At 72.2% G+C, this 11,941-nt stretch carries 14 protein-coding genes; 8 read left to right on the forward strand and 6 right to left on the reverse strand.

Features of this window, described 5'->3' with window-relative positions; genetic code table 11:
* Positions 1 to 4 precede the first annotated feature (4 nt).
* A complete protein-coding gene (locus tag ACQPY4_RS41345) occupies positions 5 to 454 on the forward strand; it encodes a DUF3995 domain-containing protein (RefSeq protein WP_433330819.1) in 450 nt (149 codons plus the stop codon).
* On the opposite strand, the gene ACQPY4_RS41350 is transcribed toward ACQPY4_RS41345, so the two are convergent.
* Together ACQPY4_RS41350 and ACQPY4_RS41355 are read right to left on the reverse strand one after the other, a co-directional pair.
* Entirely contained in the window at positions 451 to 963 is a 513-nt protein-coding gene (locus ACQPY4_RS41350; RefSeq protein WP_433330821.1) for a methylated-DNA--[protein]-cysteine S-methyltransferase, read from the reverse strand. The genes ACQPY4_RS41345 and ACQPY4_RS41350 overlap by 4 nt on opposite strands.
* 16 nt (positions 964 to 979) lie before the next feature.
* Positions 980 to 2,449, reverse strand: coding sequence for a DNA-3-methyladenine glycosylase 2 family protein (locus ACQPY4_RS41355; RefSeq protein WP_433330823.1), 1,470 nt, complete (start codon positions 2,447 to 2,449; stop codon positions 980 to 982).
* Between the two features lie 142 nt (positions 2,450 to 2,591).
* Here ACQPY4_RS41355 and ACQPY4_RS41360 point away from each other — a divergent pair, with 142 nt between their 5' ends.
* Positions 2,592 to 2,954, forward strand: a complete 363-nt coding sequence (locus ACQPY4_RS41360) for a nuclear transport factor 2 family protein (RefSeq protein WP_433330825.1) — start codon at positions 2,592 to 2,594, stop codon at positions 2,952 to 2,954.
* Between the two features lie 260 nt (positions 2,955 to 3,214).
* Here ACQPY4_RS41360 and ACQPY4_RS41365 read toward each other — a convergent pair whose 3' ends face one another.
* Together ACQPY4_RS41365 and ACQPY4_RS41370 are read right to left on the reverse strand one after the other, a co-directional pair.
* Positions 3,215 to 3,991 carry an SDR family NAD(P)-dependent oxidoreductase gene (locus ACQPY4_RS41365; RefSeq protein ID WP_433330827.1) on the reverse strand — a complete coding sequence of 259 codons (777 nt, stop codon included), beginning with the start codon at positions 3,989 to 3,991 and terminating at the stop codon, positions 3,215 to 3,217.
* A gap of 14 nt (positions 3,992 to 4,005) precedes the next feature.
* Complete coding sequence (locus tag ACQPY4_RS41370; protein ID WP_433330829.1) at positions 4,006 to 5,169, reverse strand: SGNH/GDSL hydrolase family protein; 1,164 nt, start codon at positions 5,167 to 5,169, stop codon at positions 4,006 to 4,008.
* A 121-nt stretch (positions 5,170 to 5,290) separates the two neighbouring features.
* On the opposite strand from ACQPY4_RS41370, the gene ACQPY4_RS41375 reads away from it, so the two are divergent.
* Together ACQPY4_RS41375 and ACQPY4_RS41380 are read left to right on the forward strand one after the other, a co-directional pair.
* The gene (locus ACQPY4_RS41375) at positions 5,291 to 6,145 is read left to right on the forward strand and encodes a helix-turn-helix domain-containing protein (protein WP_433330831.1); all 855 of its coding nucleotides are present in this window, start codon (positions 5,291 to 5,293) and stop codon (positions 6,143 to 6,145) included.
* Between the two features lie 50 nt (positions 6,146 to 6,195).
* Positions 6,196 to 7,314: a methyltransferase gene (locus tag ACQPY4_RS41380; RefSeq protein WP_433330833.1), complete on the forward strand. Its 1,119-nt coding sequence runs from the start codon at positions 6,196 to 6,198 to the stop codon at positions 7,312 to 7,314.
* A gap of 31 nt (positions 7,315 to 7,345) precedes the next feature.
* Here ACQPY4_RS41380 and ACQPY4_RS41385 read toward each other — a convergent pair whose 3' ends face one another.
* Positions 7,346 to 7,924: a TetR/AcrR family transcriptional regulator gene (locus tag ACQPY4_RS41385; RefSeq protein WP_433330835.1), complete on the reverse strand. Its 579-nt coding sequence runs from the start codon at positions 7,922 to 7,924 to the stop codon at positions 7,346 to 7,348.
* A 75-nt stretch (positions 7,925 to 7,999) separates the two neighbouring features.
* On the opposite strand from ACQPY4_RS41385, the gene ACQPY4_RS41390 reads away from it, so the two are divergent.
* The 4 genes from ACQPY4_RS41390 to ACQPY4_RS41405 all read left to right on the forward strand — a co-directional run bounded on the left by ACQPY4_RS41390 (position 8,000) and on the right by ACQPY4_RS41405 (position 10,973).
* Positions 8,000 to 8,860, forward strand: coding sequence for an SDR family oxidoreductase (locus ACQPY4_RS41390; protein WP_433330837.1), 861 nt, complete (start codon positions 8,000 to 8,002; stop codon positions 8,858 to 8,860).
* Between the two features lie 41 nt (positions 8,861 to 8,901).
* Positions 8,902 to 9,498, forward strand: a complete 597-nt coding sequence (locus tag ACQPY4_RS41395) for a PadR family transcriptional regulator (RefSeq protein ID WP_433330839.1) — start codon at positions 8,902 to 8,904, stop codon at positions 9,496 to 9,498.
* A gap of 140 nt (positions 9,499 to 9,638) precedes the next feature.
* Positions 9,639 to 9,758 (forward strand): NAD(P)-binding protein, encoded by a 120-nt coding sequence (locus tag ACQPY4_RS41400; protein ID WP_433330841.1) that lies wholly within the window; start codon positions 9,639 to 9,641, stop codon positions 9,756 to 9,758.
* 201 nt (positions 9,759 to 9,959) lie between these two features.
* The gene (locus tag ACQPY4_RS41405; RefSeq protein WP_433330843.1) at positions 9,960 to 10,973 is read left to right on the forward strand and encodes an FAD-dependent monooxygenase; all 1,014 of its coding nucleotides are present in this window, start codon (positions 9,960 to 9,962) and stop codon (positions 10,971 to 10,973) included.
* A 149-nt stretch (positions 10,974 to 11,122) separates the two neighbouring features.
* On the opposite strand, the gene ACQPY4_RS41410 is transcribed toward ACQPY4_RS41405, so the two are convergent.
* Positions 11,123 to 11,875, reverse strand: coding sequence for an ABC transporter permease (locus tag ACQPY4_RS41410; protein ID WP_433330845.1), 753 nt, complete (start codon positions 11,873 to 11,875; stop codon positions 11,123 to 11,125).
* Positions 11,876 to 11,941: the final 66 nt, after the last annotated feature.

Here is an 11,941-nt window from a genome sequence, read left to right on the forward strand (position 1 = left end):
AGGCATGGACATCGCACAGTTCTCCCGGCCCGGACGCCCGTGGGCCCCGTACGCGGCGGCGACCTGGGGCGTCGTGTTCTCGCTCGTCCACGTGTACTGGGTGCTGGGCGGGCAGGCGGGGCTGCCCGCCGACCTCGACCTCTTCGACAACCTGCCCCTGCTGGTCATCGATGTGATCGCGATTCCGGTCTCGCTGGTGGCGGCGGCGCTGGCGGTCGGGCTCGTGCGGCCGTGGGCCGGGCGCCGCCTGATCAAGGTGGGTGTGTGGACGACGGCGGCCCTGCTGATCGTGCATGCCCTGCCGAGCGTCCCGGACTGGGTCTCCCTGGCCGCGGGGACGCGTGCGGCGTCCGATCTCAGCACGAACGAGCACTTCGTCACGTTCCTCTACGAGCCCTGGTTCATGGTCGGCGGGGTCCTGTTCGCCCTGGCCGCCAGGCTGAACCGGCTCTAGAAGAGCTGGGACGGGTTCAGGCGGCGTTCGAAGTCGAGCAGGAAGCGCTTGCGCTCCAGGCCGCCCCCGTAGCCGGTGAGGCTGCCAGTGGAGCCGACCACCCGGTGGCACGGGACGATGATGCTGATGGGGTTGCGCCCGTTGGCCAGCCCCACGGCGCGGGAGGCGCTGGGCTTGCCGAGCTCCCCGGCGAGCTGGCCGTACGTGGTGGTCTCCCCGTAAGGGATCTCCTGGAGAGCGTCCCAGACCTGGCGCTGGAAGGGCGTGCCCTGGAGTTCCAGGGGGACGTCGAAGTCGGTCAGTTCGCCCGCGAAGTAGGCCCCGAGCTGGGCGATGACGGTGCCGAACGGCTCGACGGACGTGTCGGGCTCGAAGACCCCGAAGGTCTCCTCGGGGGGCCGGTGGCGCTGGAGGTTCATGAAGAGCCCGGAGAGCCCGCCGTTGGTCGCCACAAGGGTGAGCGGGCCAACGGGGGTGTCTTCCAGGACGGTATGGGCTCGATCTGACATCGCCTGAATCCTTGCACTAGGAGGGGAGGTGGTTGATGGGGTGATCGCCCGTGGCCCACAGGTACTGGACGGCGTAGGCCCGCCACGGACGCCACCGCGCGGCACGCCGGGTGAGGGCCGCCGGTGTGGTGGGCAGCCCGAGGTCGCGGGCCGCCGCCCGGATGCCCAGGTCGGACGGGATGAAGGCGTCGGGGTCGCCGAGCGTGCGCATGGCGATCGACTCGACCGTCCAGGGGCCGACGCCGGGCAGTTCGGCGAGACGGGCGCGGGCCGTCTCCCAGTCGCTGCCGACGCCGAGGTCGATCTCGCCGGAGTTGAGGGAGGCGACGAGGGTCGTCAGCGTGGTGCGGCGCGACCGGGGGAAGGCGAGGGTGGCCGGGTCGAGCTCGGCCAGCGCCTCGGCGCTCGGGAACAGGTGCGTGAGCCCCCCGGACGGGTCGTCGACCTGCTCTCCATGGGCGGCGACGAGCCGGGCGGCGTGCGTCCGGGCGGCGGCGGTCGAGACCTGCTGGCCGAGGACCGCGCGGACGGCGAACTCGTCCGGGTCGGCGGTGCGCGGGACGCGGCGTCCCGGCGCCTTGCCGACCAGCGGGGCCAGGACGGGGTCGGCGCGCAGCAGGTCGTCGACGGCGACGGGATCGGCGTCCAGGTCGAGCATCCAGCGGCAGCGGCTGATCGCGATCGTCAGGTCCCTGAGGTCGCTCAGCCGGAGCGCGCAGGCCACGTGATCGGGCCGGGGGCTCAGCGTGACGACGCCGGGGCCGTGGGGGAGGCGGAGCGTGCGGCGGTAGGCGCCGTCCCGCCACTCCTCGACGCCGGGGACGCCGGTGGCGGCCAGATGCCCGAAGAGGTTGTCGGGGCACAGCGGTGCGCGGAAGGGCAGGCGGAGTGTCAGCGTCCCCGACGTGGCCACGGGGTGCCCCCGGGAGACGCGGTCGCGCAGCTCGGTCGGCGTGAGCGCGAACACCTCGCGGACGGTGTCGTTGAACGCCCGGATGCTGGCGAATCCGGCGGCGAACGCGACGTCCCCCATCGGGAGCGTGGTGGTCTCGATGAGCAGGCGGGCCGTCTGGGCGCGCTGGGCGCGGGCGAGCGCGAACGGTCCCGCGCCCAGCTCGGCCTGGAGCTGGCGTTCGATCTGGCGGGTGCTGTAGCCGAGCCGGGACGCCAACCCGGGGACGCCCTCCCGGTCGACCACCCCGTCGGCGATCAGGCGCATGGCCCGCGCCACGACGTCCGCCCGGTGGTTCCATTCGGGGGAGCCGGGGCTGGTGTCCGGGCGGCAGCGCTTGCAGGCGCGGAACCCGGCCTGCTGGGCGGCGGCGGCGCTGGGGTAGAAGCGCATGTTCTTCGGCTTGGGCGGCACCACGGGGCAGCTGGGCCGGCAGTAGATGCCGGTGGTCACGACCCCGGTGAAGAACCATCCGTCGAACCTGGCGTCCTTGGACTGGACCGCCCGGACGCACCGCTCCACGTCTTCATGCATGACCTCAGCATCACCGATGCTCACCGGCGTCCACTAGCGAAAATCCGACATCATCCCCGGGCATGACCTCCCACGTAATCGATCTTGTGCGCCGCGCCTGGAAACGTCGGCGTCGACAGGGAAGATCCCGGAGGAGGACGAAATGAGCGACATCCGCGAGCTGATCGAACGCTACCTGGCCATCTGGAACGAGACCGACCCGGCCGGGCGCCGCGCCGCCATCGACGAGCTGTGGACCGAGGACGGCGTCTACACCGACCCCCTGGTCGTCGCGGCGGGCCGCGACGCCATCGACGCGACCATCGCCGGAGCGCAGGGCCAGTTCCCCGGCCTCACCTTCCGGCTGGCCGGGGACGTCGACGCCCACCACGACATCGCCAGGTTCACCTGGGAACTCGGCCCCGCCGACGGCGAGGCCCTGGCCGTCGGCTTCGACGTGGCCGTCCTGACCGACGACCACCGCGTCTCCCGCGTGCTCGGTTTCCTCGACAAGGTCCCCGGCTGACCAAACGCGGGCCCGCCACGCCCGCGATCGCGCCGCCCTTGGATGGGACACGAGGCAAACCCCCCGCCCACGTCAACCCGCCCACCCGTATGGGCCGTCCCCCGTATGCGCCGTCCCCCGTATGCGCCGCCCCACGCCCGCCCGGATGGGCCATCCCGCGTCCGCCCGTCTGGGGCACCCGCAGCTCAGCCGGAAGGGTCGCCCGGCGCCCACCCGTGTGGGGCGTCCCGCATCGCGACGATCGACGCGCTCGCGGGGGGTCAGAGTTGGCGGAGGGCGCCGCCGTCGACTGACCATTCGGCGCCGGTCACCTGGCTTGCCAACGGGGACAGAAGGTAGGCGATGACGCGGGCGACGTCTTCGGGGGTGCCGAGGCGGCCGGTGGGCAGGCGGCGTTCCCGTTGGACGAATCGCTCGATGGCCTCGTCCACCGGGAGGCCGTACTGGGCGGCGAGCTGGTCGGCGAAGCCACCCGGGGCGTCCCACAGTCGGGTCCGGGTGGGGCCGGGGGAGATGACGTTCGAGCGGATTCCGCAGCGGCCGAACTCGCCCGCCAGGGTCTTGGAGACCGAGAGCAGCGCGGTCTTGGCCGCCGCGTAGTCGACCAGGGGAGTGTCGGGGAAGCGGGCGGCCTCGCTGGCCACGTGCACCAGGCTCCCCGCGCCCTGGTCGATCAGCGCGGGCAGCGCGGCCCTGGTCATCCGGACGGCCGCGTGCAGGTTCAGCTCGAACGAGTCGTGCCACTGCTCGTCGGTGACGTCGAGGAAGCCGATCCGGGACGTCAGCGCCGCCGCGTTGTTGACCAGGCCGTCGAGGCGGCCGTGGCGGTCGAGCGTCGCGTCGACGGCGCGCTGCGCGGCGGCGGGCTCGGTGAGGTCGGCGGCGACCGTGGTCACGCCCTCCCCCAGGTCCCTGGGGGAACGTGCCACTCCGACGACGCTCGCGCCCTCGGCGGCCAGCAGCCGGGCGGTGGCCTCCCCGATTCCGGCCGAGGCTCCGGTGACGAGATAGACCCTGCCGGTCAGTTCGAGATCCATGGTCGGTGTCTCCTTCAGAGGGTGTCGAGGTCGACGGCCTCGGCCATGCGCAGGTAGCCGGACGGGTTCGGGTGCTTGTGGTCGCCGCTGTCGTAGGCGGGGTCCAGGCGTTCGGGGTCGGACGGGTCGGCGACGGCGCGGTGGAAGTCGGCCACAGCGTCGAACTCTCCGGACGCGCGGACCCACGCGTTGAACGCGCGGATCTTGGCCGCCGAGCGCTCGGTGTAGTACTCCGCGCCCTTCATCGGCAGCATCGTGGCGCCGACGACGGTGAGGCCGCGGCCCCGGGCGCGGGCGATGAGCTCGCGATACGCGGCGATGAGCTCGTCGGCCGTCCTCTGGGGGTTGGGCTTGTAGGTGGGCAGGTCGATCTCGCTGAAGCCGAAGTCGTTCAGCCCGCCGAAGAGGATCACGGCGCCGACCCGGGGGAGGTCCAGGACGTCCCGGTCGAAGCGGTCGAGCGCCTTCTCCCCGAACCAGGCCGAGTCCGAAAGGATCAGGTTTCCGCCGATCCCGGCGTTCAGTACCGGACGCGGCCGCCCGGACGCCGCCAGCCGCTCGGCCACCCGGTCGGTGAGGCGGTCGTCGGCATCGACGGTCGAACCGAAGCCGTCGGTGATCGAATCGCCGAAGACCGCGACGGCTTCGGGGCCCGGATCGTCCGCAAGGACGTCCACCCCGGCCAGGTAGTACCAGGAGTGGGACGTCTCCTCGAAGCCGTCGCCCCTGGTCCGGTAGCTCGTCGCATAGGCCTGGAGATGCGCGGTGGCCGGGCCGGTGGTCTCCGGCAGCCGCATCGTCACGGTCAGCGAGCCGAGCGCCTCGACGGCCAGGTCGGCGCGGTCGGCCGTCACCTCGCCGCCCGCCGGGATCACGACCCGTCCCGCGCCGCCGAACGTGACCGGCCGGACGGCGCCCACCGTCACCTCGTCCACGACCAGCGGCGACGCCCCGTACCGGTTCGACAGCCGGACCCGCACCGCCGTGCCGCCCGCCGTCAGCCGGACCACCTGCCGCAGCCGATGGCCCGAGAAGCCCTCCTCGGACCAGTTGGGTTCGAACCCGATGCTGGGACGCTGCATCGGCACGGCCCAGCCGGACGTCCAGCCCGGCGTCACGTCCGCCTTCAGGTCCGTCACCACGTCCGGCCGGTCGCCGGTATCGGTGCCAACGCTCATCGACATCAACTCCTCAGTGATCGCGTGCCCCTCACGATCACCGAGCCGTCCGCGCGGACCCAGCCCCCGCCGGTTCGTACCACCGCCAGTAGCAGGCTCGGCGCCCGATACGCTCGCGCGCATGAGGGGGAACGAGCTGGGGGAATTCCTCAAGTCGCGGCGCGGCCGCCTGCAACCCGACGACGTGGGCATCCGCTCATACGGGACGCGCCGCCGCGTCCCCGGGCTCAGGCGGGAAGAACTGGCGCAGCTCGCGGGCGTGAGCGTCGCGTACTACATCCGGCTGGAGCAGGGCAACGCCGACAACGTCTCCGCCGAGATCCTGGACGCCATCGCGCGCACCCTCCGGCTGGACGACGACGAACGCACCCACCTGCACCGCCTCGCGCACCCGCCCCGCGCCGAGGCGCGCGGCGCGCCGCCGCGGCTGCGTCCCCCGCTCCAGAACCTGCTGAACGCGATCACCCACGCCCCGGCGTACATCGTCGGGCACTACACCAACGTCGTCGCGTGGAACCGTCTCACGGCCGCCGTCTTCGTCGACCTGGCCGCCGTCCCGCCCGGCGAGCGAACCTGGACGCATCAGATCCACCTCAACGCCGGCTACCGGACCCGCCTGGGCGACACCTGGCTGGCGGTGGCGTGCCGCAACGTCGCCTACCTGCGCTACCGCCTGGGCCAAGACCCTGACGACCCGCAACTGACGTCGCTCATCGACACGATGCTGACCCGTAGCGCCGACTTCACCGAGTTGTGGGCCGCCCACCACGTGACCGACCTGACCCACGGCGAGGCGCAGATCCACCACCCCGACGTGGGATTACTAGAGCTCCCCTACGAGACCCTGCACCTCCCCGGCGACCCCGACCTGAGCCGCCTCATGCTCTACGCCGCCGAACCCGGCTCCCCGTCCGAGGCCGCCCTCAACAAGCTCGCCGCCGTGTCCCGCCACGCGTCCAGCGCTGATCTCCCCTAGGCCCTGGCAAGATCTGTCTGGGCGGAACGACCGAGCGGGGACGAGTGACCATGCTGGAGTGGACCGAGGACGGAGCGAGCCGTTCGGCGCGCTGGCGTTCCGAGAACGGGACGCCACCGCCGCGCCGCGTCGAGATCGCCGACGACCGCACCACCGCCGACACCGCGTTCCGGCTGGCCAGCCAGGGCACGGCCCTGCTGTGGCGCGGCGACTTCCAGAACGCGCGCCAGCTCCTCAAGGCCCTGGCCCGCCGGATCGACCGCAAGCCCAAACGCAAGAAGGACGTCCCGAACCGCGCCTTGGCGTTCCACCTGCACCGCCAGGCGCAGGCCCAGCGCGCCCGGATGCTGGGAATGGTCCTGATCCCCTTCGACGCCGGGCACACCGTCCCGCTGCGGCGGGCGCCGGACGTCCGCCAGGCCTGCCTGGAGGCGTACGGGCCGTCGGACGAGCCCTACGTCGCGTCCCTCCGCGAACTGCTCGGGCTGATCGGCGCGCACGAATGGCGCCGCAACGGCGTCCCGATCACGGCCCTGGACGGCGACCGCATCCACCCGCACTACGGCGTGTTCTCCCCGGTCAGAGGCGAATACATCGACCTGCTCGCCAAGGCGCCGCTGCCCGCCACGACCCTCGCCTACGACATCGGCACCGGGACGGGCGTCCTGGCCGCCGTCCTCGCCCGCCGCGGCGTCGACCGCGTCGTCGCCACCGACCAGGAGCCCCGCGCCCTGGCCTGCGCGCACGAGAACGTCGTCCGCCTCGACCTCACCGACCGCGTCGACATCGTCGAGGCCGACCTCTTCCCGCCCGGCCGCGCCCCCCTCGTCGTCTGCAACCCGCCCTGGGTCCCGGCCCGTCCCAGCTCACCACTCGAACACGCCGTCTACGACCCCGACAGCCGCATGCTGCGCGGCTTCCTCGCCGGTCTCCCCGACCATCTCACCCCCGACGGCGAGGGCTGGCTGATCATGTCGGACCTGGCCGAACACCTCGGCCTGCGCAGCCCGTCCGACCTCCCGTCCGCCATCGAGTCCGCGGGCCTGCGCGTCCTGGACCGCCTGGACACCAGGCCCACCCACCCCCGAGCCTCCGACCCCGACGATCCCTTCCACGCCGCCCGCACCGCCGAAACCACCTCCCTCTACCGCCTAACCCCCTCCCCGTAAGCACGTCGGCCGACCCTGACCCGCTGACAGATCATCCGGACGCGGGGGACGCATGGGCGGCGAGGCCGTCCAGGGTGAAGGTCACCAGGCGGTCGGACTGGGCGGGGGAGATCTCCACGTGGACCCAGGCGGCCGCGTTCATCAGGGCGAAGACGTCCTCACCCGCGACGTCGGGACGGATCGCGCCCGCCGCACGGGCGCCGGCGATCAGGGATTCGCTGATCGAGGTCATCCGGCGGCACGCGGCGTGGAGTTCGGACGCCTCGTCACCGAGGCCGTCGGCGAGGAGTGCGGCCAGCCCTCGGTAGGCGGCGGTATGGACCACGACGGCGCGGACCCAGACGTCGAGGGCATCGGCGGGAGGGACGCCCGCGGTCAGACGCGCGCCGAGGTCGAAGAGGGTCTCGTGGCGTTCGCGGAGCAGCGCGGCGACCAGCGCGCGGCGGTTGGGGAAGTGGCCGTAGAGGGTGCCGATGGCGACTCCGGCCTGGCGTGCGACCCGTTCGAGCGACGCGTCCGTGCCGTGCTCGTGGAAGACGGAGTCGGCCTCCGCGAGCAGGCGCTCGTAGTTGCGCCGTGCGTCGGCGCGGGGTCGGCGGGTCGGGTTCATGCGACCGTCCTTGCTAATTCGAGGTAGCCTCAACTTAATTATCCGAGGCACCCTCAGCTTATAGCGGGAGTTCTGATGATCCTGGTCACGGGAGCCACCGGCTCCATTGGACACCACCTCGTCCGGCACCTGAGCGAGGCCGGAGCGCCCTTCAAGGCCCTCGTGCGGGACGCGGCCAAGGGCGAACGCCTGGGCTGCGAGGTCGTCCTCGGTGACTTCGACGACCCGGGCTCGCTCGCGGCGGCCCTGCGCGGCGTCGACCGGCTGCTGCTCAACGGGACCGGAGCCGTCCCGGTCACCGGGGAGCAGCCCATGATCCGCCAGCAGAAGGCCGTCATCGACGCCGCGCGCGTCGCGGGCGTCGCCGAGGTCGTGAAGATCTCCGTGCTGGACGCCCACGAGGGCGGCCGGCTCTCCGAGGGTGCGCACTGGGAGATCGAGCAGTACCTGAAGGCGTCCGGGCCTGCCTGGACGATCCTGCAGCCCGGCGCCTTCATGCAGAACTTCGTCACCGGCTCGGGCGCCTTCTCCGAGGACGGTCACCTGCTGGGTCTGGCGGGCGGCGCCCGCATGTCCTACATCGACTGCCTGGACATCGCCGCCTGCGCGGCGACGATCCTGACCGGCTCCCGCGTATCGGGTGCGACCCACGTCCTGACCGGCCCCGAAGCCCTGTCGCAGGCCGAGATCGCCGAGCTGATGTCGCGGGCGCTGGGCCGGACCGTCAGGTCCATCGAGGTCACGCCCGAGGAGATGACCGTCCGGCTCACGGCGCGGGGCCTCCCGTCCCGGTTCGCCGAGGACGTCGTGGCCCTCTGGCTCAAGGCCGCCACCGGACCCGCGTCGCGCACCACGTCGACCGTCGAGGCTCTGCTGGGACGTCCCCCTCGCACCTTTGCCGAGTTCCTGGCCGACAACCGCAGCGCCTTCGGCTAGGCTTCGAGCTATATTGCTTGAAGCACTATCAGGGAGGCGCGTTGGCCGGTCGGCGTCCGACGGCGCGGGATCTTGTCGCGCTCGCCGCGCTCGCGCTGCTCAACGAGGGGCCCAAGCACCCGTACGAGATCCACCAGACCGTCCGGGAACGGCACTTCGACTTCCTCACCGGACTGCCGCGCAGCCTCTACCATGCCGTCGACCGGCTGATCCGGGCCGGTTTCGCCGTCCCGGTCGAGACGTCCAGGGAAGGGCAGCGTCCCGAGCGCACCGTCCTGCGGATCACCGAGGAGGGACGCGACGAGCTGCGGTCGTGGGTGCGCGACCTGCTGACGGTGCCCGGCGAGAAGGACGCCTTCGTCGCCGGGATCACCTTCTCCTACGTGCTGGAGCCGTCGGTCCTGCTGATGGACCTGAACGTCCGGGCGACACGGCTCGCCGGGCACGCGGCGGAGATGGACGCCCAGCTGCGGCGGCTGGACGGGGTGCTGCCGCGCATGCTCGTCCTGGAGGCCGAATACCGGCGCGCGATGAGCGAGGCGGAGTCGCGCTGGGTCGAGTCGCTCATCACCGCGCTCGAATCGGGCGAGGTCGACTGGGATTTCCTGACCGACGAGGGAGGAGCCCCGGACCGCTGAGAAATCCTCCGGCGGGTGCTGCAACACCCGCCGGAGGCCACTTCCCCGGTCGGCCCGCGAACGGACCCGGCACCAAGGCGCGTTTCCACGATAGCCGGGCACCAACGCAGGTCGGCCGCACCACCGATCGGAGTTCCGACATGCGTGTGATCATCATCGGCGGCGGCCTGGGCGGCCTCTGCCTCGCCCACGGACTGCGCGGCGCGGGCATCGACGTCGCCGTCCACGAACGCGACCCGTCCCCCTTCGCCCGAGGCTAGGGCTACCGGATCTACCTCGACCCCGTTGGCAACGCGGCCCTGAAGAGCTGCCTGCCGGACGAGGTCCTCCGGCTCTACCGCGCGACCTGCGGAAAGAAGACCGGCAGCACCCCGGCGCTGCTGAACGAGCACCTGACCCCGCTTTTCGACCGCGACTACCAGGACCGCTACGCCAGCCGGGCCCCGGCGGACGACTCCGTCGTGGACCGCCTCACCTTCCGCCAGACCCTGGCGGCCGGCCTCGACGATGTCGTCCACTACGGAAAACGCCTCACCCACTACGAGGACGTGCCGGGCGGCGTCGTGCGCGCCCATTTCGCGGACGGCTCCAGCGCCGAGGGCGACGTCCTGGTCGGAGCGGACGGCATCGGCTCCGCCGTCCGGTCCCAGCTCCTCCCCAACGCCCAGACGTTCGACACCTCGCTCCGCCTGATCTACGGCCGGACACCGCTGACCCCGGCACGGCGCGAACTCCTCGCGGACTTCGCCATCGTCACCGGACCGTCGGCCCGCAGCATGGTCCTCGGCGTCTTCGAGTTCGAGAACGACCCGCGGCACGTCGCCGGCTCCCTGGGCCTGAGCACGAGCTTCACCGACGTCGGCGACTACGTGATGTGGGGCCTGGTCGTCCCGGCCGAAGACGTCGGCGAGGAATCGCCCACCGGCACGGCGCCGGGCGAGGAATCGCCCACCGGCACGGCGGTGGACGAGGAGCCGCTCACCGGCACGGCGGTGGACGAGGAGCCGCTCACCGGCACGGCGGTGGACGAGGAATCGCCCACCGGCACGGCGACGGGCGAAGAGCCGCTCACCGGCAGCGCACTGGACGAGGAATCGCTCATCGGCGCGGCGCTGAAGCTGACCTCGGGCTGGCACCCCGGCGTCCACGGCCTGATCGAAGAGGCGGTCCCGTCCTCGCTCACCCTGCTCAGCCTGCACAGTTCCATCCCCGTGGACGCCTGGCGCACGCGCAACGTCACCCTCCTCGGCGACGCCGCGCACGCCATGTTCCCGGCGGGCGGCGGAACCGCGATCGCCCTCCGCGACGCCGCCGAACTCCGCCAGGCCCTCCACACCGTCACCACCGGGACCAGCCACTTGCTCCCCGCACTGGCCACGTATGAGTCGGCCATGCGCTCCTACTCCGCATCCGCCGTCCGGGAGTCGTACCTCATGGCCGAACGCCTGGGCGCCCCACCCTGGCCCGCTCCCTGACAGTTCAGGCTGGGGCCCCAACGACACCCGGGCCCCAGCCCCCGGGTGTGCCGATGGCAACGACCTCACCGGCGGCCCGCGACGCTGCCACTCTGTCTCGAACGCCAGGCGCCCCCCAACCGGCTTCTGGCGCGTGCCGCCGCCTGACGTCAGGCATCGCGGCAGCGGAGGACCAGCGACCCGAGGAGGAGTGCGGCCGCGGCCCACGCGGTGAGGACGCCGAGTCCGGCCCAGGGGCCGATGGGCATGCCCTGGAGATCGGTGGTGGCCTGGACCGCGAGCCCGGCGTTCATCGGGCCGATCTGTTCGAGACGCTTCTGCCAGTCCTGGTCGGGGACGATCTGCGCCATGATCGGGAAGAGGTAGAGCAGGGCGAGGACGGCACCGACAGCCGTCGCCGGGTCGCGGACGGCCGCGGCCACACCCAAGCTGAGCAGGGCGATCAGGACGAGGTAGACGACCGACCCGACGATGGCGCGCAGCACCGCGCCGTCCCCGAATGAGAGGCCCTCGGCGTTTCCGGGCAGCATCAGCCGTCCCGCCTGCACGGAGGCGAGCACGCCGAGGATCGCGGCGGGAAGCACCAGCACGGTGATCAGGGCCGCCTTCGCCGCGAGAACGGTCAGACGGCGCGGGATCGCCGCGAGGGTCGTGTGGATCATGCCCGTCCCGTACTCGTTGCCGATCACCATCACGGCCGCGATCGCGACGATCGCCTGGCCGAGACCGACCCCGGTGAGGCTGAGCCGGGCGGGATCGCCGGTGCACCCTTCAGCCGAGCACTCCACCAGGGCCGACACCCCTGCACCCACCGCCACGATCGCGACCACGGCCGCGACCATGAACCACCCCACGCCTCCCGCCGTCGACACCTTGGTCCATTCCGCCCGCAACACGCTCATTCGTCCTCCATGAATGGTCGACCTCGACGACGTCCCGCCCGGAATCTGCTTTGGCGCGCGGACGGG

It is taken from the genome of Spirillospora sp. CA-294931, assembly GCF_050946795.1.
Lineage (GTDB): Bacteria > Actinomycetota > Actinomycetes > Streptosporangiales > Streptosporangiaceae > Spirillospora.